Annotated in this window: 25 protein-coding genes; 18 read left to right on the top strand and 7 right to left on the bottom strand. The window is 58.9% G+C overall.

The genetic code is table 11. The annotated features are described in order from the left end of the window. Positions 1-249: 249 nt before the first annotated feature. Entirely contained in the window at positions 250-645 is a 396-nt protein-coding gene (locus tag OJ965_RS12080; RefSeq protein ID WP_058958237.1) for a hypothetical protein, read from the bottom strand. A 159-nt stretch (positions 646-804) separates the two neighbouring features. Here OJ965_RS12080 and OJ965_RS12075 point away from each other — a divergent pair, with 159 nt between their 5' ends. From OJ965_RS12075 to OJ965_RS12040, 8 genes are all read left to right on the top strand, one after another. Further along, a complete protein-coding gene (locus tag OJ965_RS12075) occupies positions 805-1,821 on the top strand; it encodes a dipeptidase (RefSeq protein ID WP_265135896.1) in 1,017 nt (338 codons plus the stop codon). Positions 1,822-1,963: 142 nt separating this feature from the next. Further along, positions 1,964-2,035 (top strand): pyrroloquinoline quinone precursor peptide PqqA, encoded by a 72-nt coding sequence (pqqA, locus tag OJ965_RS12070; protein WP_009090272.1) that lies wholly within the window; start codon positions 1,964-1,966, stop codon positions 2,033-2,035. Between the two features lie 52 nt (positions 2,036-2,087). Then, positions 2,088-3,005, top strand: a complete 918-nt coding sequence (pqqB, locus tag OJ965_RS12065) for a pyrroloquinoline quinone biosynthesis protein PqqB (protein WP_111208445.1) — start codon at positions 2,088-2,090, stop codon at positions 3,003-3,005. A 3-nt stretch (positions 3,006-3,008) separates the two neighbouring features. Further along, the gene (pqqC, locus tag OJ965_RS12060) at positions 3,009-3,764 is read left to right on the top strand and encodes a pyrroloquinoline-quinone synthase PqqC (RefSeq protein WP_009090267.1); all 756 of its coding nucleotides are present in this window, start codon (positions 3,009-3,011) and stop codon (positions 3,762-3,764) included. Positions 3,765-3,767: 3 nt separating this feature from the next. Further along, positions 3,768-4,046, top strand: a complete 279-nt coding sequence (gene pqqD, locus OJ965_RS12055) for a pyrroloquinoline quinone biosynthesis peptide chaperone PqqD (protein ID WP_111208444.1) — start codon at positions 3,768-3,770, stop codon at positions 4,044-4,046. Then, complete coding sequence (gene pqqE, locus OJ965_RS12050) at positions 4,009-5,175, top strand: pyrroloquinoline quinone biosynthesis protein PqqE (protein WP_420874785.1); 1,167 nt, start codon at positions 4,009-4,011, stop codon at positions 5,173-5,175. The genes pqqD and pqqE overlap by 38 nt, the downstream gene beginning before the upstream one ends. Further along, positions 5,175-7,481 carry a pyrroloquinoline quinone biosynthesis protein PqqF gene (pqqF, locus tag OJ965_RS12045; RefSeq protein ID WP_265135888.1) on the top strand — a complete coding sequence of 769 codons (2,307 nt, stop codon included), beginning with the start codon at positions 5,175-5,177 and terminating at the stop codon, positions 7,479-7,481. Before pqqE ends, pqqF begins: the two co-directional genes overlap by 1 nt. An 84-nt stretch (positions 7,482-7,565) precedes the next feature. Continuing rightward, on the top strand, positions 7,566-8,150 hold the full coding sequence (locus tag OJ965_RS12040; protein ID WP_046101799.1) for a YceI family protein: 585 nt from the start codon (positions 7,566-7,568) through the stop codon (positions 8,148-8,150). A gap of 39 nt (positions 8,151-8,189) precedes the next feature. On the opposite strand, the gene OJ965_RS12035 is transcribed toward OJ965_RS12040, so the two are convergent. Beyond that, positions 8,190-9,104, bottom strand: coding sequence for a pyridoxal-phosphate dependent enzyme (locus tag OJ965_RS12035; protein ID WP_265135885.1), 915 nt, complete (start codon positions 9,102-9,104; stop codon positions 8,190-8,192). Here OJ965_RS12035 and OJ965_RS12030 point away from each other — a divergent pair. The 10 genes from OJ965_RS12030 (at position 9,103) to psrA (ending at position 16,016) form a co-directional block, all read left to right on the top strand. Next, positions 9,103-9,396 (top strand): hypothetical protein, encoded by a 294-nt coding sequence (locus OJ965_RS12030; protein ID WP_265135883.1) that lies wholly within the window; start codon positions 9,103-9,105, stop codon positions 9,394-9,396. The genes OJ965_RS12035 and OJ965_RS12030 overlap by 2 nt on opposite strands. A gap of 282 nt (positions 9,397-9,678) precedes the next feature. Further along, a complete protein-coding gene (locus OJ965_RS12025; RefSeq protein WP_265139271.1) occupies positions 9,679-10,659 on the top strand; it encodes a 6-phosphofructokinase in 981 nt (326 codons plus the stop codon). A gap of 10 nt (positions 10,660-10,669) precedes the next feature. After that, positions 10,670-10,984 (top strand): PTS sugar transporter subunit IIB, encoded by a 315-nt coding sequence (locus OJ965_RS12020; protein ID WP_009090254.1) that lies wholly within the window; start codon positions 10,670-10,672, stop codon positions 10,982-10,984. Continuing rightward, a complete protein-coding gene (locus OJ965_RS12015) occupies positions 10,977-12,344 on the top strand; it encodes a PTS sugar transporter subunit IIC (protein ID WP_009090252.1) in 1,368 nt (455 codons plus the stop codon). Before OJ965_RS12020 ends, OJ965_RS12015 begins: the two co-directional genes overlap by 8 nt. Beyond that, entirely contained in the window at positions 12,331-13,173 is an 843-nt protein-coding gene (locus OJ965_RS12010; protein ID WP_009090250.1) for a class II fructose-bisphosphate aldolase, read from the top strand. The genes OJ965_RS12015 and OJ965_RS12010 overlap by 14 nt, the downstream gene beginning before the upstream one ends. A gap of 86 nt (positions 13,174-13,259) precedes the next feature. After that, a complete protein-coding gene (locus tag OJ965_RS12005; protein WP_009090249.1) occupies positions 13,260-13,529 on the top strand; it encodes a hypothetical protein in 270 nt (89 codons plus the stop codon). Between the two features lie 9 nt (positions 13,530-13,538). Next, positions 13,539-13,976, top strand: a complete 438-nt coding sequence (locus OJ965_RS12000; RefSeq protein WP_009090247.1) for a PTS sugar transporter subunit IIA — start codon at positions 13,539-13,541, stop codon at positions 13,974-13,976. Beyond that, entirely contained in the window at positions 13,973-14,596 is a 624-nt protein-coding gene (locus OJ965_RS11995) for a P-loop nucleotide/nucleoside kinase family protein (protein WP_009090245.1), read from the top strand. Before OJ965_RS12000 ends, OJ965_RS11995 begins: the two co-directional genes overlap by 4 nt. Continuing rightward, entirely contained in the window at positions 14,565-15,005 is a 441-nt protein-coding gene (locus OJ965_RS11990; RefSeq protein ID WP_046101808.1) for a thiol-disulfide oxidoreductase DCC family protein, read from the top strand. The genes OJ965_RS11995 and OJ965_RS11990 overlap by 32 nt, the downstream gene beginning before the upstream one ends. Before the next feature lie 111 nt (positions 15,006-15,116). Then, positions 15,117-16,016 carry an L-proline-binding transcription factor PsrA gene (gene psrA / locus OJ965_RS11985; RefSeq protein ID WP_058958228.1) on the top strand — a complete coding sequence of 300 codons (900 nt, stop codon included), beginning with the start codon at positions 15,117-15,119 and terminating at the stop codon, positions 16,014-16,016. On the opposite strand, the gene OJ965_RS11980 is transcribed toward psrA, so the two are convergent. The 5 genes from OJ965_RS11980 to OJ965_RS11960 form a co-directional block, all read right to left on the bottom strand. Next, entirely contained in the window at positions 15,991-16,785 is a 795-nt protein-coding gene (locus OJ965_RS11980) for a substrate-binding domain-containing protein (RefSeq protein WP_140925332.1), read from the bottom strand. The genes psrA and OJ965_RS11980 overlap by 26 nt on opposite strands. Positions 16,786-16,795: 10 nt before the next feature. Next, complete coding sequence (gene tcuC, locus OJ965_RS11975) at positions 16,796-18,103, bottom strand: MFS transporter (RefSeq protein WP_276047101.1); 1,308 nt, start codon at positions 18,101-18,103, stop codon at positions 16,796-16,798. 321 nt (positions 18,104-18,424) lie between these two features. After that, positions 18,425-19,135 (bottom strand): ArsR/SmtB family transcription factor, encoded by a 711-nt coding sequence (locus OJ965_RS11970; RefSeq protein WP_265135875.1) that lies wholly within the window; start codon positions 19,133-19,135, stop codon positions 18,425-18,427. After that, positions 19,113-19,523 carry an amino acid-binding protein gene (locus OJ965_RS11965; RefSeq protein WP_009090237.1) on the bottom strand — a complete coding sequence of 137 codons (411 nt, stop codon included), beginning with the start codon at positions 19,521-19,523 and terminating at the stop codon, positions 19,113-19,115. The genes OJ965_RS11970 and OJ965_RS11965 overlap by 23 nt, the downstream gene beginning before the upstream one ends. Position 19,524: 1 nt before the next feature. Beyond that, on the bottom strand, positions 19,525-19,839 hold the full coding sequence (locus tag OJ965_RS11960) for an antibiotic biosynthesis monooxygenase family protein (RefSeq protein WP_265135872.1): 315 nt from the start codon (positions 19,837-19,839) through the stop codon (positions 19,525-19,527). Between the last annotated feature and the right edge of the window lie 78 nt (positions 19,840-19,917).

Here is a 19,917-nt window from a genome sequence, read left to right as displayed (position 1 = left end):
TCTCCTTGTTTTTTTATCATTCTGCCGCCAGCGCCTCTCCGCCGCGCGCGCGATGCTGACAACCTGATGCGCAAAAGTGACAACACACAGCAAGGTGAATATGCAAGCAGCGCTGTTCCGCCTGAAGACGCAGAAGGCTGAAAAGGGAAGGCTCTGAGTTGATGTCAGATAGGTGAGCATCAGGCGCTGTAGTCAAAGACGATGCCCACAGCGTGGGCTGGTAAGATTACGTCGGGATCAGTGTCGTTCTCACCTGAGGACAATCAGAGTCAGAACAGCGAGCGCTGTGCCGAGATAGCAGATTCCTGCAAACATCCACAGACGCACTAACGAGATCATCCAGCGGCTGACAGTGAGTCTGTTTTCGCCGAAAAAGGAGTAAGCAGGACTCTCCTTGCTGAGGGAGGCTATTGGTTTATTCCTGCTGAGATTAATGAAAAATCTGCACACCTGATATGCGCCAAAAAAACCGGCCATGTGATAGAACGAACAGGGTGGCGGAAACTGATATTTCTCCAGGAACAGGGAAATGAGTCTGTCATACGCTTTTCTGTTAAAAGCATACAGAAAGAAAGAGATGAAAATCAGAAAGCTACCAGCCAGGCCAGAGATCAGCCCCGCTCTTGAGATATAAAACTCAGTCACCTGTTGACCCCAGTAAATAATCCACTTCAGACCGGCGCATAAGAAATGTTCTCTGCACTATATCCTGAAATATTCAGGACAACACCCTGCGTGCGCTCCGGTTTGATGAATCTGCCGGGCGGGGTTAGCATGATCGCCTGTTTCTCCGGGTGAACACTTATGCTGATTTTTGACGGTCACAACGACCTGCTGCTTAACCTCTGGCTGCACCATCGCGATGCGCCTGTGCAGGCGTTTTATCAGGGTATTGAACGGGGCCACCTCGATTTCCCGCGCATTCAGCAGGGCGGCTTTGGCGGCGGGCTGTTTGCGATTTTTGTGCCGCCACAGGAGTACATTGCCCGCACCGTGCCAGCCCGTGCCGGTGAACCCTGGCAACCGCTTGAGATCATGTGGCAGCAGTTGCAGATCCTGCAGCAACTGGCCGATGAATCAGGGGGTCGGGCGCGTCTCTGCCGCAGCGTGGAGGAGATTGCGGAGTGCCGGGCGGCGGGTGTACTGGCGATGGTGGCGCATATCGAAGGGGCCGATGCGCTGGATGAAGAGGGCGAACAGCTGCACGCTTTCTGGCAGGCGGGGGTGCGCAGCATCGGGCCGTTCTGGAATCTGCCTAACCGCTTTGGTCAGGGCGTCAGCGGCAGCTTCCCCGGCTCGCCCGATACCGGGCCGGGGCTGACCCCGGCCGGTGAACGGCTGATCCAGCAGGCCAGCGCGCTCAATATGATGATTGACGTCTCTCACATGAATGAAAAGGCCTTCCAGGACACTGCCCGGATCGCCGCTGCGCCGCTGGTCGCCAGCCACTCTAACGCGCACGCCCTCTGCCCGCAGCCGCGCAATCTCACGGATGCGCAGCTGATGGCGATCCGCGACAGCGGGGGGCTGGTCGGCATCAACTTCGGCAACGCGTTTCTGCGGGCCGACGGTAAACGCGATGCCGACACGCCATTAACAGAAATTGTTAAGCATTGTGATCACCTGTTGAGGATAATGGGCAGCGACCATGTGGCCTTTGGCTCCGATTTCGACGGCATCACCCCGCCGGATGCGCTGGGGGATGTCAGCGGGATGCCGCGTCTGCTCGCGGCTTTCCGGGAAGCGGGCTATGATCAGACACTGACAGAGAAGCTGGCATGGGGAAACTGGCAGCGGGTTTTACGTCTGACCGGGCTGTGATAACAATTTCCTTATGTCCGGACTTGATCCCGACGCGCCATTGGCGCACCATCTGCCTGGAAATTGTGACAGTGCTCTCATTTAATCGCTGTCACGCTGATTCCAGGCAGCTAAATTACTGTTAATAAAGAGGATATAAATTATGTGGAAAAAACCAACCTTCGTTGATCTGCGTCTCGGTCTGGAAGTGACTCTCTACATCTCCAACCGTTAATCGTTATGCCCGCCTTCTGAGCGGGCATTTTTTCAACTTCTGGTTTTCCTCTATGTTTATCAAAATCCTCGGTTCGGCCGCGGGTGGCGGGTTTCCGCAGTGGAACTGCAACTGCGCCAACTGCCACGGCGTGCGAAACGGCACGATTCAGGCCAGCATGCGTACACAGTCGTCGATTATTCTCAGCGATAACGGCGAGGACTGGGTGCTGTGCAATGCCTCTCCCGATATCAGTCAACAGATCCTGCATACGCCCGAGCTGACCCGCAAAGGGGTACTGCGCGGCACCGCGATAGGTGCCATTATCCTGACCGACAGTCAGATCGATCACACCACCGGGCTGCTCAGCCTGCGTGAAGGCTGTCCGCATCAGGTATGGTGCACCCCTGAGGTGCATGCCGACCTCAGCACCGGCTTCCCCATCTTTCCGATGCTCAGCCACTGGAACGGCGGCTTACAGCACCGGCCCATTGCGCCACTGACGCCGTTCAGCGTTGATGTCTGTCGCGATCTGGTGTTTACCGCGATTCCGATCATCAGTAACGCGCCGCCATACTCGCCCTATCGCGATCGGCCGCTGCCGGGTCACAACGTGGCGCTGTTTATCGAAAACCGCGCCAGCGGCCAGACGCTGCTCTATGCACCCGGTCTGGGAGAGCCTGATGACGTCATCCTGCCGTGGCTGCACAAGGCAGACTGCCTGCTGATTGACGGCACCGTCTGGCAGGATGATGAGCTGCTCGCCACCGGCGTAGGCCACAACACCGGCAAGGCGATGGGCCATCTGGCACTGGCAGAAGAGCAGGGGCTGATGGCGCTGCTGGCGTCGCTGCCGGCAAAACGCAAAATTCTGATCCACATTAACAACACCAATCCGATCCTTAACGAGCAGTCATCCCAGCGTCAGTTTCTGACAGAGCAGGGCATCGAGGTGAGCTGGGACGGAATGGCGATCCACCTTCAGGGCTAAATCATGCAGATCACCGAAACGCTGTCGCCACAGGCTTTTGAACAGGCCCTGCGCGACAAGGGTGCGTACTACCACATTTATCACCCCTATCACATTGCGATGCACAACGGTCAGGCGACCCGCGAGCAGATTCAGGGCTGGGTGGCCAACCGCTTCTATTACCAGACCACCATTCCGCTGAAAGATGCGGCGATCATGGCGAACTGTCCCGATCCGGCTACCCGGCGCAAATGGGTGCAGCGCATCCTTGACCATGACGGCAGTAATGGCGAAGAGGGCGGCATCGAAGCCTGGCTGCGGCTGGGCGAGGCCGTCGGTCTGACGCGTGAGGAACTGCTGTCGGAGCAACACGTGCTGCCCGGCGTGCGTTTTGCGGTGGATGCCTATATTAACTTTGCCCGCCGCGCTAACTGGCAGGAGGCCGCGTGCAGTTCACTGACCGAGCTGTTCGCGCCGCAGATCCATCAGTCGCGGCTCGACAGCTGGCCACAGCACTATCCATGGATCAAAGAAGAGGGCTACTTCTACTTCCGCAGCCGCCTGGGTCAGGCGAACCGCGATGTGGAACATGGCCTGGCGCTGGCGCTGGACTTTTTCACCACCGCAGAGAGCCAGAACCGCATGCTGGAAATTTTGCAGTTTAAGCTCGATATTTTATGGAGCATGCTGGATGCGATGACCATGGCTTACGAGCTGAAACGTCCGCCTTACCACACCGTCACTGACAAGGCGGCGTGGCACACCACCCGACTGGTATAACAGATGAATGAGAACTCGATTGCCGTGTTTCGTCGCGGCTACCGCATGCAGTGGGAAGCCGCCCAGGAGAGCCACGTCGTGCTCTATCCGGAAGGGATGGCGAAACTGAATGAAACCGCCGCCGCCATTCTTGAGCTGGTGGATGGCAAACAGGATATCGCCGCGATTATCGCGACGCTCGACAGCCGTTTCCCGGAAGCGGGCGGCGTGGGTGCAGACGTTTTAGAGTTCCTGCAGTCAGCCTATGAACAGAAGTGGATACAGTTCCGTGACCCCGCATAAACCTGGCGTAAATCCGCCGCTCTGGCTGCTGGCCGAGCTGACCTATCGCTGCCCGCTGCAGTGTCCTTACTGCTCGAATCCGCTCGACTTTGCGCAGCAGGAGAAGGAGCTGACGACGGCGCAGTGGATTGAGGTGTTTCGCCAGGCGCGCGCCATGGGCAGCGTGCAGCTCGGTTTTTCCGGCGGCGAGCCGCTGACCCGCAAAGATCTGCCGGAGCTGATTAAGGCCGCGCGCGATCTCGGCTTCTATACCAACCTCATTACTTCCGGCATCGGCCTGACAGAGAAAAAGCTGGATGCCTTCAGCGAGGCGGGTCTGGACCATATCCAGATCAGCTTCCAGGCGAGTGATGAAACCCTGAATGCCGCGCTGGCAGGCTCGAAAAAGGCGTTTCAGCAGAAGCTGGAGATGGCGAAGGCGGTGAAGGCCCACGGCTATCCGATGGTGCTTAACTTCGTGCTGCATCGCCACAACATCGATCAGATCGATAAAATTATCGACCTCTGCATCGAGCTGGAAGCGGATGACGTCGAGCTGGCGACCTGTCAGTTCTACGGCTGGGCGCAGCTGAACCGCGAGGGCCTGCTGCCTACCCGTGAGCAGATCGCGCAGGCGGAAGCGGTGGTAAACCGTTACCGTGAGCGCATGAGCGACAGCGGCAGCCTGACCAATCTGCTGTTTGTGACCCCGGACTATTACGAAGAGCGGCCCAAGCCCTGCATGGGCGGCTGGGGTGCCATCTTCCTCAGCGTCACGCCGGAAGGCACCGCGCTGCCGTGTCACAGTGCGCGCCAGCTGCCGGTGGAGTTTCCGTCGGTGCTGACGCAGAGTCTGGACGATATCTGGTACAACTCGTTCGGTTTTAACCGCTATCGCGGTTTCGACTGGATGCCAGAGCCGTGCCGCTCCTGTGACGAGAAAGAGAAAGACTTCGGCGGCTGTCGCTGCCAGGCGTATATGCAGACCGGCAACGCCGACAACGCCGATCCGGTCTGCAGCAAATCACCGCATCATGGCAAAATCCTTGAGGCCCGCCGCGAGGCGGATTGCAGCGACATCAGGATTGGTCAGCTGCAGTTCCGCAACCGCAGCAACTCACAGCTGATCTACAAAACCCGGAACCTCTGATGATAACGCGCGGCCTGACGATCAATGGCCTGACGATTGAGCTGGTGCATCACGCCGACGCCAGCCAGGCCGCGGCGCTGATTCAGGTGGCGGCAGGCAGCCACGACGAGCCTGACCGCTGGCCGGGCCTGGCGCATCTGCTTGAGCATCTGCTCTTCACCGGCAGCACCGGCTGGCCTGATGAGGGGCGGCTGATGAGCTGGATCCAGGCGCAGGGTGGCAGGGTTAATGCCACCACGCAGGCCCGCCGCAGCGCCTTCTTCTTTGAGGTTACGCCGTCGCTGCTGGCTGACGGGCTGCTGCGATTGCAGGATATGATTGCCCATCCGCTGCTCGACAATCAGGCGATCGGGCAGGAAGTGGCAGTGATCGACGCAGAGTATCAGCTGTTACAGCGCCATCAGCCGACACGCACGGAGGCGGCACTGCTGCACGCCGCCACATCACCCCCCGCATTCCGCCGCTTCCAGGTAGGAAGTCGCGCCACCTTTGGCGATGATCTCCCCGCTCTGCAGCGGGCGCTGCGCCAGTTCCACCAGCGCTATTACGTTTCCGGCAATATGCGGCTCTGGCTGCAGGGACCGCAGACGCTGGATGAGCTGGAGCAGCTGGCGCGGGATTTTGCCGCCGGGCTGCCGTCCGGTCACGCGCAGCAGGATCTGTCGCCGCCCGGACTGACAGGTGAGGCTGTCTGGCAGCTGGCGGAGGGCGCACCCGCGGCGCTGTGGCGCAGCTGGCTGCTGAACAGTAGTGACGGTGTCACGTTATGGCGTGAGTTTCTGCTCGATGAAGCGCCCGGTTCACTGCTGGCGACGCTGCGCGAGTGGAAGCTGGCGGAGGCGCTGGATCTGCAATGGATCTATCAGGCCGATGACGCGCACTGGCTGGCCCTGAAGGTGGATACCGACCAGCCTGAGCTGACAGACAGCGTGATCGATGACTATCTGGCCGCGCTGCGCCAGACCACTGAATCGCAGCATCAGCACTATCAGCGGCTGGCACAGCAGCGTTTTGCCGCGCTCGCGCCGCTGGATCAGTTACGCCAGCGCGCCTTCGGCTTTGCGCCGGATGAGGCAGAGTCTGCGTTGCCGCTGCTGCTGGCGTCGCTCTGCCGCGCGCCGCATAGCTGGCTGATCTGCTCGCCGCAACCGGCGGCGGAGAATCTGGTCACGCAGGGATTCAGCCTGGCGCTCTCCCCACGGAATGCGTTTCCCCGCACGAAGCCATCCCCGGCCTCATTCACCTTCTATCCGCTCAGCAGCGCCGCCACCGCTGAACCGCTGCCTGCCACAGCGGTAGACTTACCGCATCATCAGCCTGACGACGGGGACGCTACGCTGATCCTGCGCCCGGAGTTCTGGACAACCTTTACGCCGGAGAGGGGCCTGGCGCTGGAAAAACGGCTGCGTCCGCTGTTTGCCGCGCTGCGCCATCAGGGCGGTCATGGGCGCTGGCAGGAAGTGGAGGGGGTGTGGCAACTGACGCTGCAGCTGCCGCCGGATGCGGCGGTGGCCGACAGGGCGCTCAGCCTGATGGTGCCTGCTCTCACGCCGCCTGCCGAATCCGGGCCGACTCCGCCTGTGGAGAGCATCGCCATTCGTGCGCTGCTGCAGCAGTTACCCTATGAGCTGGCGGTAAACGTAGCGCCCGGCAGCTGGCGGGCGGCACTGAAAGGGGGCAACGCGGCGCTGCACGCCCTGATCGCCCGGCGGCTGAGTGCGCTGTCGCTGCCGGTCAACCCGGCCACGCCGCCGACGCGCATGACGCCCCGGACCGGTCTGACGCGTCTGCCCCATGCCAGCACCGATAATGCGCTGCTGCTCTTTATCCCGCTGCAGCAGAGTGAACAGCTGGCTGCGCTGCGGGCGCTGGCCCTGATCTACGAGCCGCGCTTTTTCCAGCGCTATCGGGTCGAACAGCCGGTGGGCTACGTGGTCAGCAGCCGCTATCTGCGCTGCGCCGACGAAGACGGGGTGCTGTTTGCGCTGCAGTCACCCGACTACAGCGCGCTCTCCCTGCTGCGCTACTGCCGCAACTTCCTGCGCTCGCTGACGCCGACGCTGGCCGAGTGCGATCTGGTGGCACTGAAAACCCGCCTGCTCAGCAGAGAAAGCGATCAGCCGCTGGCACGGCTGCGTCAGGAGAATGGCCTGGCCGAACCCGATGCGGCGCAGATCCAGGCGCTGGATCTCAGGGATCTGCAGCAGCTGCATCGCACGCTGATGCAGGATCGCCGCCGCTGGCGGGTGCTGTTCACGGACGGAGAGCGGACGCAGGCCTGGCAGAGAGTTGCTGAATTTATTTGAAAATTACCGACAAATCTCTTCACTGTCTAAAACGGGAAATTTGCACCACACTTAGTGCACTTTTGTCCGCATAAGGAATTGACCGTGAAGAACTTCAAACGTATTGCACTGCCCCTGTTAGCCGCTGCGACCCTGTATGCTCCCCTGTCCCAGGCTGAGGCGATGCACTACCAGCTGAACCCTGAGCATACGTCTGTTATCGTTGCCTGGAACCACTTCGGCTTCTCCAACCCGACCGCGGATATCCCGGATGCCACCGGTACGCTGGTGTTTGACAAAGATCATCCGGAAGCTTCACGCGTTGACGTGACCCTGCCGGTCAGCAAAATCGACAGCCACGTTGCGGCACTGACGAAAGAATTCAAAGGCGCGGACTATTTCGATACCGCGAAATACCCGACGGCCACCTTCCACAGCACCAAAGTGGTCGCGAAAGGCGACAACAAATTTGATGTTGAAGGTAACCTGACCCTGAAAGGGATCACCAAACCGGTTACGCTGCACGCTACGCTGAACAAGCAGGGCGAACATCCGATGGTGAAGAAGCAGGCGATTGGTTTTGATGCCACCGGCACCATCAAACGTTCTGACTTCAAACTGGATAAATATGTGCCAGCGGTCAGCGACGAGGTCACCCTGACCCTGTCTACCGAAGCCTACGCGAAGTAACAGGCCGGCGGCGCAGCCCGTGCGGCTGCGCCACGTTTCTCACGCTGTCAGCCAGCCCTGCAGGCTCTCCAGCGTGACAGAAGCCCCGCCACAGACGATAACCAGCACCTTCTCTTCCGGCTTAAAGCTAATCTTCCCGTCATAGAGCATCGACAGCGACACGCCACAGGCAGGTTCTGTCAGAACACGATGATCGTCCAGAAAGCGGCGACAGGCGTTCACGGCTTCATCATCGGTCACCACCATTCCCCGGACGTCTGAACGGCGCGCCACCGTAAACGCATTTTCACACACCTGACTGGCCGCCAGCGTCGTGGCAATGCCACTGACGCTCTCCAGCGTGACCCGCTCGCCCGCCTTCAGCGCGGCGTTAAGGGAGGCGGTTCCCTCTGTTTCCACCGCATAAACCGGAATATGGCCGAGCTGATGTTTTTCCAGTCCCTGCATCACGCCGGAGAGCAGGCTGCCACCGCCTGTCGACAGGATGACGGCATCCGGACGCAGCCCTTCGTCGATCACTTCATCCACCAGCGTACTGATGCCATCCCACAGCAGCGGGTTGTCAAAGGGGTGAATATAGATATTCTCCGCTGTCGCCAGCGACAGGGCATATGCATTCGCTTCACTCCAGACCCTGCCGTGGACGATGAGCCTGGCGCCTTCCTGTTCAATAAGCTGTCTGGCGCGCGCCGAGGTGGTTTCAGGCACCACCACCGTGACCGGCAGCCCCAGCCGGCGGCCACTGTGGGCCACGGCAATACCCGCATTGCCGCCGGAGGAGCTGATAAAGGCTTTTGCGCCCTGCGCGGCGTAATGGCGGCAGATGTGGGCCGCACTCCGGAGCTTAAATGACCCGGTCGGCTGCGCTGATTCCATTTTCAGCCAGACATGGCTCCCGCTGTGCTGACTGAGTGGCAGGGAGTAAATGAGCGGGGTGTGGATACTGATTTCCATGCGTCTTATCCTGGTCAAAGGCGTTGATGACAAACCGGCTGACTGTCAGGCCGGGGGTGCGGAAGAGCAGCGTCGGACAGAGGAGGCGTCCGCCTCGCCGAAGATAAGGCGCACGATTCTCCTTACAAATCATCATGCTTCTGCTGCATTTTCTGTCGGCTTTAATCGTTATACAGAAGAGTGTTACCTGTTCGCAACAGCGATGCTGAATCTGATTAACATGACGATGGGCAGGGGATATCGGCATCCCTTTATCCGCCGGCCGGCGGCGAAACCCGAAAAAATGAGGTGAAAGTCACAAATTCGCAACATCACTGTCTTGCCTGATTCCAGCTTTTTCCGCCGTTCTCCCCATCCCGCCAGCCCGCACGCTAACCCGATGATTTATATCGATTCGTCTCAGGCGTAATAAGTCGGAATAGCGTGATTCACATCACAAATCATGCGCCTCACAACCCGCTGTCAATATTCCGGCCAGTGAAAAACCGCTCATAAATGTGACCTCACCTGCAAAGTGCAACTCCGCTTACCGGAAGAATGACCCTCAGCAGATTCAGCCAGCGAGGAGAGGATGATGCGGATTGGAATGGTCATCAGTGGCGGCGATGTCACCGGGATTAATAATTTTGTTTTTCAGATTGGCCGTCTGACCCAGGCCGGGATGGTGATATTTGACGGCGGCATTCCCGGCCTGCTGGCCAATAACCACCGTGAAATCAGCCAGCGCGATCTGCTGGACTTCTCCATCGCCGCGATTCCGGTCATTCAGTCGGGACGCACCGAAAAAAAACTGGTGCAGAGCGAGTACGAGCTGATTGCACGCCAGCTGAAAAACGCCCGGATTGACGTATTGATTCTGGCGGGCGGTGACGGATCGCTGCAGTTTCTTCACATGCTCTCACAGAGCGGGGTGAACTGCTTTGGTGTCGGCATGACCATCGACAACGATGTTTTCGGCAGTGATTACACCCTGGGCTTTTCCACCGCCTGCGAGCAGGTCTTAAAAGAGGTGGCGAAGCTGCGTAATACCGGGCGCGCCTTACCGGGCCGGGTATTTATGGTGGAGCTGCTCGGCGGCTACTGCGGTGAATTGACCCTGCAGTCCGCGATTAAAGCCAACGCGGATATTGCGCTGATCCCGGAGTGCCAGATCCCGGTACCGCAGCTGGCGCAGCGCATTACCCGCCGGCTGGAACAGCAGAACAGCGTGGTGATTCTCTGTTCAGAAGGTTACACCCGGGAATATTCGCCCGGTTTTCAGGGCGCTATCGACACCTTAATCCAACAGCTTGAACCCCTGATTGGCGTTCGGATCCGTAAAACCATTCTCGGTTACGGACTGCGTAATGGTGACCCCACCTGCGAAGAGATTTATCAGGGCACCATTATGGCCAGTGAGGTGGTGCGTTGTATTCAGTCAGGCATGCGGAATAAAGCGGTCATTATTAACGGCAGCAATAAACCGATCCCGATTGATTTAATAAGCATGCAAAAACGCCTGGTCGATATTGACGGGCACTATTACAAACTCGCTAAACAACTCAACATCGTGTGAGGAGAAGAACATGCTGAAAATATTATGTGTCTGTGGTTGTGGATTAGGCTCCAGTTTTGCCATTGAGATGAGCGCAAAGGCCGTTTTAAAAAAACTGGAAATTGAGGCCGATATCGATCACACCACCATTTCAGAAGCGAATGCTTTTAAGTCAGATATGATCCTGACGCAAAAAGCCTTTGCCGATGTATTGAATGCGGATGCCACGCCAGAGCAGATTAAACGGGTCATTATTCTTAACCGGCTCACCGATAAAGCGGAAATAGAGCAGAAGATCCTGGCCTTTTTAAAAGAACGCAACCTGAAGGTCGCCGCCCATGAATAGTGTGATTGATTTTCTGGTCAAAGATCTGCTGGGACAGGCATCGATTCTGATCGCCTTTATTGCCCTTATCGGTCTGCTGCTGCAAAAAAAATCGGCAGGGAAGGTGATGGAAGGCACCTTTAAAACCCTGCTCGGATTTTTAATTATGATGGCGGGTATCAATATTATTGTCGGCACGCTGACCTTCCTGAACACCATCTTTACCCACGGCTTTGGCATGCGCGGTTATATCACCGATGTGGCCGCCATTGCCGGGCTGGCAAACCGTGAGCTGGGGTCGGAAGTGGCGCTGACGCTGCTGGCGATCTTTATCGTCAACATCATCATCGCGCGCCTGACGCCCTTTAAGTACATCTTCCTGACGGGACAGGCGCTGCTCTGGATGGCGACGATCGGCGCCGTCATCGGTTACAAAGCGGGACTGACCGGCCTGCCGCTGATCCTGACCGGCGGCATCTTCGGCGGCATCATGGCGGTCATCATGCCTGCGCTGGCGCAGCCGGTGGTGCGGCGCATTACCGAGTCGGATGATGTCGCGCTGGGTCACTTCTGCACCATTGGCTATCTGGTCACGGCTGCGGTCGCCAGAGTGGTCGGCAAAGGCTCCCGCTCAACCGAAGATCTGAAGCTGCCGGATAACTTTAAGTTTCTGCAGGACACCTATCTGTCGATGGCGCTGGTGATGGTGCCGATGTATCTGATCCCCGCCCTGGCCGCCGGCCCGGCCTTCATCGCACAGTACAGCAACGGCATGAACTACCTGATGTACGCCTTTATGCAGTCGATTCAGTTTGTTGCCGGGGTGTTTGTGCTCTACAGCGGCGTTCGCCTGCTGCTAAACGAGCTGGTGCCTGCGTTCCGCGGTATCGCCATGCGGGTGGTGCCGGATGCGAAACCGGCGCTGGACTGTCCGGTGATGTTTCCTTACGCCCCTAATGCGGTGATTGTCGGCTTCCTCGCCACCACGCTCGGCTCCATCGTCGGCATGCTTCTCTTCCCGATGATGGGTCTGGCGATGATCCTGCCCGGTCTGCTGACCAACTTCTTTGCCGGGGGCACCGCCGGGGTCTTTGGTAACGCCATGGGCGGGCGGCGCGGCGCGATGATCGGCGGCTTTGTTCACGGCCTCTTTATCACGTTCCTGCCCGCCATCCTGGTGCCGATGCTGGAAAGCTACGGCTTTACCGGCGTGACCTTCAGCGATTCCGACGTCATCAGTACCGGACTGGTACTCGGCCACGCTTTCCAGAACAACTGGCTGTTTGTCGCCCTGTTTATTGCCTTTGTTACCGCGCTTGCCTGGTTTGTTAATGGCAAATCCACCCGACCTCACGAGGAAAAAATCCATGAAACTTTATAATTTCGCCGACCTGCTTCAGCTGGCTAAACAGCGTGACTTTAAAGCGGTGGGATCTTTTAATCTGCACTGTCTGGAGATGCTGCCCGCCTATTTTAAAGCGGCGGAGAAAACCAGCAGCCCGTTAATGATCCAGATCTCCACCGGTACGGCGAAATATCTCGGCCATAAGCTGCTGGTCGACGCCATTAAATCGCTGTCAGAGAGCACCGGCGTGCCGACATGTCTGCATCTCGATCACTGCTCGGATCTGACGGCTATTCAGACGGCGATCGACGCCGGCTTCAGCTCTGTCATGTATGACGGCTCTCATCTGCCGATTGAGGAGAATATTGCCAACACCCGTCGGGTGATCGATATGGCGCGACCGCACAACGTCTCGGTCGAGGCGGAGCTGGGGGCGATTGGCGGCTCGGAGGATGGCAAAAGCCTGGAAATGGAGGCGATTGCCTTTACGCCGGTGGAGGATGCGCGTCGCTTCGTGGAGGAAACCGGCGTCGATATGCTGGCGATCTCTATCGGCACCGTGCACGGGCTTTACACCGGCAAGGCGCACATTCAGCATCAGAGGCTGGCCGATATTACGGCGGCCACCCGCACGCCGCTGGTTCTGCACGGCGGCACCGGCGTCAGCGACGAAGATATGCGGCTGGCGGTGAGCAGCGGGATTGAAAAGGTCAACGTCGGAACGGAAATGAACGTTCAGTGGGTGGCACAGTGCAAATCGACCTTTGAAAAAGGCAAGGTCAATGACAGCGTGCGTAATTTCCTGGTGCCGGCAAATGACGCGGTGACCAATGTGCTGGTGGAGAAGATGCAGTTATTCCGCTGATCGCCGGATCGGTTATCAGTCAGTCGTAACGTTTTTATTTTCATGCCTTAACTGAACCCCTGAAATAATCCGGGGCAGGAGAGCCTATGTTTGGATTTCTGAAAAAGTCACCGGCGGGTGAACCGGTCAGCCCGCAGCAGCAGGACCATCTGGCGGAACTCAGCCGCGGCAAAATAACGCAGCTGGAGCAGCAGCTGGCTATTAATCCGCGCGATGGCGCAACGCAGAAAGAATTAATGCTGGAATATAACCGGGCGTTAAGCTTATTTGCGAAAAGCCCTCGCTACCGCAATGAAATCGATGCGCTGTTTGTCAAAATAGATGAACTGCGCAATGTGGTTCGCCAGTCGATCTGAGGAGAGCGGATGACCATTAAGCAGTTATTACAGGAGGCCGACGCCATTCAGACCGGCATTGACGCCACGGACTGGCGTCAGGTTATCGCCCTGGCCGCGGCTCCGCTGGTCAGCGGCGGCTATCTTCACGCCTCCTATTCGGAGGCGGTGATTGCCAATACGCTGACGCATGGCGCGTACTATGTCTTTGAGGAGGGCATTGCCATTCCTCATGCGCGACCGGAAGCGGGGGTGATCCGCGACTGTTTCAGTCTGATCCTGCTGAAGGAACCGATCTCCTTTGCGGGCAGTGACAAGGCGGACATTGTGATCATGTTTGGTGCGCGCGACAGTAACGCGCACATCGAAGAGGGGATCCGGGCCATTGTGTCGCTGCTGGAGGATGAGGAGACGCTGGTCAGGTTACGTCAGGCCAGCAGCGCAGCGGAGGTCATCGATATCTTATGACGCTGACAAATACGGTAAAACGGGTGGTGCTGGTGAACGGCATCCCGGCGTCGGGTAAAAGTACCCTGACGCAGGCGCTCTCTCACCATTTTGGCTGGCCGGTGCTGACGCTCGACACGCTCAAAGAGCCGTTTATGCGCTGCTTTACTCCGGTCGACCGCGCGCGAAACCGGCAGCTGGGCTGCGCGGCCTACCAGGCGATCTGGAACATCGTCGGCCAGGCACCGGCCAGTCAGATCTGGCTGATCGACGCCTGGTTCGGGTTTCAGCCGCGTGCGCTGCTGGAGCAGGGGCTGAAACAGGCCGGCGTGGAGGAGGCGCTTGAGCTGTGGCTGAAGATTGATCCGGAGGTGGCGGTGGCGCGCTATCAGGCACGGCTGTCGCAGCGGCTGCCGGGACATCCCGGCGCCGAGTATCTGCCGGAGCTGCGCCAGCTGGCGCGTCAGGCCAGGCCGATGGCGCTGGGGCCGGTCTGTGAGACTGACGCCTGCGCCCGGGACGACACGGCCGTTATTCACTGGCTGCAACATCAGCTGACCAGAACCCGCTACACTTCAGCTCATCATGAGCGACGTGAGGAGCGGCAGGATGACATCACCCCCCTATCTGCAAACCGGTGAAAGCGCCGTGCTCTATGACGGCGTCTGTAAGCTGTGTAACGGCTGGGTTCAGTTTCTGCTGCGCCACCGGCTGGCGCGGCAGGTTCGTTTTGCCTCGGTGCAGAGCGAGCAGGGCAAGGCGCTGCTGCGCTGGGCCGGACTGCCGGAAGAGAAGATCAGCACCATTGTCTACATTAAAGGTGACCAGCACTGGCTGCGGGCGCAGGCGGTGTTCCGCGTTATGCAGCATCTCCCTCTGCCGTGGCGCGGGCTGGCGGTGCTGCGTCACTTCCCCGACACCCTCAGTAACTTTGCTTATGACCGCATCGCGTTAAATCGCTACAGGCTGTTTGGCCGTTACAGCAGCCAGCATGCGATTGTCCCCGATTATCCCGGACGTTTTCTGCATCAGGTTGATGCCCCGCGCTGAAGTGTGAAAGGTGGCTGTGGGCGGCACTGAGATCAATGATATCCTTGGGGTTATTGTTGCTGCCCATGACCACAGCACGCCTGTGCTGCCAGACAACGGATAGAGGGATGCATGCCGGTTAACTTCGATCTCAACGATCTCTACGCGTTTCGCGCGCTGGTGGAGTTTGGTAACTTTCGCCTGGCGGCGGAATCGATCTGTCTCTCCCAGTCGGCGCTGAGCCGCCGGATCGATAAACTGGAAACCACACTGGGGATCAAACTGTTTGAGCGCACCACGCGCCGCGTAACGCTGACGCTGAAAGGGCACGCGTTTGCGCAGCGCTCAGACAAGCTGCTGACAGACTTCGAAGAGGTGATGGCCGATCTCAGTGAGGTCAGCCTCGCCCGCACGGGGCTGATTACGGTCGCCTGCGTGCCGTCAGCGGCCTACTACTTCATGCCCAATATCATCCGGCTGTTTCAGGTGCGCTACCCCAGAGTGCGGGTGAAACTGATCGACAGCAGTGCGGCCAATGTGTATGACGCGGTGATCGGCGGGCAGGCGGATTTCGGCATCAGCTTCTCCAGCCGTTCGCAGCCGGATGTCCATTTTCAGCCGCTGAGGGATGACCCTTACGTGGCGGCCTGTCGGCGCGATCATCCGATTGCCGGAAAAAAGAGTCTGAGCTGGCAGGCGTTTTATCAGTATGAGTGGATCGGGCTGGATAAGACCTCCGGTAATCGCAATCTGCTGGATCAGGCATTGCAGGCGATCGTGCCGGAGAAGCCCTGTGTCTGCGAAACCCGGCACGTCACGACCATGCTGGGAATGGTTGAGGCGGGGCTCGGCATTGCTGCCGTCCCCGCCATGTCGATGCCGGGTTACGATCACGCCCTGCTGACGGGCGTGCCGTTAACCGACCCGGAGGTGAAACGCACCATCGGTCTGCTGCGCAAAAATGGCCGGATGCTGTCGCATATCGCGGGCGAACTGGAAAACCTGATTACTGAACAGTATCAGCTTCTCTGACCGGTTTTGAGGCCGTCACGCTGTGCAGTCCGCTGGCCAGCACGGCCTTCTGGTTTTCCGGCGACGCGAGCCAGTGGAGCAGCTTACTCGCCTCATCCGGCTGCCCGGAGGTGCGAACCACGGCACCGGCAAAGCGGGTGGTGTATTGCAGCTTCGCCGGCAGCTCCCCAATAAAGGTGACGCCTGACACGGGCAGCAACTCACTCACCTGCTGAAACCCGATACTGTATTTCCCGGCCGCCACCTCTGACGCCACCGGAATGCGCTCAACCTTCACGGCTTTATTCCTGACCTGATCCTCAATGCCCAGCCGGCTGAAAAGCTGGCTGCTGACATATTTGCCGCTGGCGCTGTCGGAATAGGCGATGGAACCGGCCTTCAGCAGGGTGGCGCGGAGTTCACTTTCGCTGCCGATTTTAACCGGTGTCGCCCCCTGTCTGATGACCGCGCCGATGCGCGAGTCGGCGAGTTCTACCCGGGAACCCGGCAGCGTCTCACCCTTTTTCTCCAGTCCGGTCAGCGCGTCGCCGACCATAATCACCACATCGGCCGGTTCACCGCGCGCCAGTCGCGCCGGGATCGCCTGTGGGGTCTTGCCCATCGACGGACCGGCAACCGTATGGAGGGTGATCCCTTCCTGCCGGGCGAAACGGGGCGAGAGAGTATCCCAGGCCGCTTTAAACCCGCCGGAGATCATCACCGTCAGTTCTTTGGCCTGCGCACCGGCACTGCCCAGCAACAGGGGGATTAACAGTAAAGCAGATTTCATTCTCAGTTCCTCAGCTAAAGGTCTTACCGGCGTGGGATAACGCACGGCTGGTACGGCGATAGAGATAGAGGGTGGCCAGCAGGGCGCAGACAGCCGCAAAGCTCATCCAGTAGCCGGGCGACGCTTTATCGCCGGTCAGCTCAATCAGGCCGGTGGACATCACCGGGGTAAAGCCGCCAAACAGGGCAGTCGCCAGGCTGTAGGCCAGTGAAAAGCCCGCGACGCGCACTTCAGCCGGCATGATTTCGGTCAGGGCCGGGATCATCGCACCGTTGTAGAGACCGTAGATCATCGAAAGCCACAGCAGCACGCCCAGCATCATTGAGAAGCCGGGGGCCGCCGCCAGCAGGCTCAGCGCCGGATAGCTGGTCGCCATCGCCAGCAGGGTCATCGCCACCAGGATCGGCTTACGGCCAAAGCGGTCGGAGAGCGCGCCGCCGATCGGCAACCAGATAAAGTTCGATACCGCCACCAGTAACGTCACCAGCAGGCTGTCAGAGGCGCTAAGCAGCAGCACTTTCTTGCCAAAGGTCGGGGCGTAAACCGTGATCAGGTAAAACGCGGTGGTTGTCATCGCGACCATCAGCATGCCGGCAATCACGACCTGCCAGTTAGCGAGCAGAATACGGAACACCTGCTTCACTTCGGGATGGCTGCGACGATTGTTGAACTCCTGCGTCTCTTCGAGCTTGCGGCGCAGCACGAAAATAAACGGCACGATCAGACAGCCGAACAGGAAGGGAATACGCCAGCCCCACTCGCGGATTTCACTTTCTGCCAGTACGGCGTTGAGAATAAAGCCCATCGCGGCGGCGACCATAATGGCCACCTGCTGGCTGCCTGACTGCCAGCTGGTGTAGAAGCCTTTGCGGCCTGGCGTGGCGATCTCGGCCAGATAGACCGACACACCACCCAGCTCCGCACCGGCCGAGAAGCCCTGCAACAGGCGGCCGATCAGCACCAGCAGCGGCGCCCACAGGCCAATGCTCTGGTAGGAGGGGATCAGCACGATCAGAAAGGTGCCCGCCGCCATAATGGAGAGCGTAACGATTAGTCCCTTACGACGGCCGACCTTATCGATGTAGGCTCCCAGCACGACCGCGCCGATAGGGCGCATCAGGAAACCGGCCCCAAACACGGCAAAGGTCATCATCAGGGAGGCGAACTCACTGCTGGCCGGAAAGAAGGTGTGAGCGATATAGGTGGCATAGAAACCGAACAGGAAGAAATCGAACTGTTCGAGGAAGTTGCCAGAGGTCACACGGAAAATTGCGCCAATCCTGGCGCGGTGAGTCATGGGTGAGGTGGTCTGCATCAGAAGCTCCAGTAAGGTATGACGCTTTTTGCCGCGCCTGTGACTGAAGAGTGGACCAGCGCCCGGCGCTAAATAAGTGCAAAATGAGAATCAATTGATGTGTCAGTCGCATGATTGCCCGGCGTTATCAATTTAAAGGCTTACGATTCAGAAGGTTAGACAGCCGCGCGTTTTCACTGCTTCTGTTATCGGTGCTGGCGTGAGTTTGCGGAAATGTGACAGGATTCATAGGCGTGTTACAGGTTCTGGCAGGGGATGCGCCAGTTGTCGTGCCGCCAGAAGGGGTCTGGCGGCAGGAATAAAACGGTCAGGTCATGTTATGCGTTAACGCGAGGTGACACCGAAAATCTGTTGCAGATGGCGGAGACCCGCCACGGTGAAAGCCACTTCCCGATAGCCTGCCTGCCGGGTCAGCCAGCCCTGCTGTTCAAAGCCGGTCAGCAGCGCGGCGCCCGCGTAGCCCCCGAGATGAAACTGCCGCTCACTCCAGTCCAGGCAGCCACAGCACGCTTTCCGTCGTCCGGGTTGTGACAGGTCAATCTGCAATGCCAGAAACTGCTGTCTGCCGTGAAGCGTGACCGCGCTGCCTTCGGGCGTGATCCAGCCCTGATGCACCAGTGAGACATAGATCTGCACCGCAATTTCACCTGCCAGATGGTCATAACAGGTGCGGGCGGTGCGAAGCGCGCGTGGCGCTGTGCTCTCAGGGGCGGCAATCCGTTGCCACGACACGCCCATCATGTTCTCAATCAGCGTGGCGATATCACTGCCATTCAGCCGGTAATAACGGTGACGGCCCTGCGCCAGGCACACGATCAGCCCGCTATTCATCAGCCGGGTCAGATGTGCGCTGGCGGTGGAGGGCGCGACATCCGTGACGGCACTGAGCTCCGTGGCCGTCCATGCGCGTCCATCCATCAGCGCTGACAGCATCTTTACCCGCGAGGGATCGGCCATCGCGGCGGCGACACCGGCAATGGCGTTTTCCAGCGCGTCACTGTCGTCGGGGGCATTATGGGGTTGCGGTGTTGCCATCGGAGGATACGGCCCATTCTGTAGTCAGCCCGGCGGCTGAGAGATTGTTGTCGGTGATCAGGATCAGCCGGTTAGCGTGGTCACTGTACTGCACCAGGATATTTATCCCTGCTGCGGCCAGGCGTGTGGTAATGGCACCCAGTTCGCCGGGACGCTGCTGAGGGAGCCGGCGGATGAGTGGAACATGGACGGCTTCAACCGCGATCCCTTCCGCTTCCAGCACCCTTCGGGCCCGTTCACCCTCTGCCACCAGAAAATGGGCGTGGCTCAGTGTGCCGGACGAGAACATGCCACCGCCTTCCAGTCCAATCCCCTGATCGCCCAGCAACGTGGTAAGCCGGGAGAGCGTGCCCGGGCTATTCTGCAGGATCACATGAATGTCGAACATATTACATTTCTCCCGGGTTAAACGCATATTCTCTGACGAGGGTGACGATGCGCAGATGATAAGCGGCAAAAAGCGTCTCACGGCCTTCGCGCTGGGCAGCCTGATGGCACAGATTGCGCTTCCAGGCCCTGATCGACTCTTCATCGCGCCACCAGGAGAGTGAAAGGATTTTTTTCTCATCGGTCAGGCTCTGAAAACGCTCCAGAGAGATAAATCCCTCGTTTTCCATCAGCAGCGGTCTAAGGTCCGCCGCCAGCTGCCTGTAACGCATCTGGTGTTCCGGCAGGGCTTCAGCTTCAAATAGTACAGCAATCATTGCGCTTCTCCTTGGGGTTGATAGCCGGAAAATAGCGGGCGGGACGCGTCAATGCTTCGGCCTGAAACGAAATAAGCG

This window comes from Pantoea anthophila, assembly GCF_026104315.1.
Taxonomy (GTDB): Bacteria; Pseudomonadota; Gammaproteobacteria; order Enterobacterales; family Enterobacteriaceae; genus Pantoea; species Pantoea anthophila.
The sequence above is the reverse complement of the archived record's forward strand: the minus strand, read 5'-3'. Positions and strand labels throughout refer to the sequence as shown.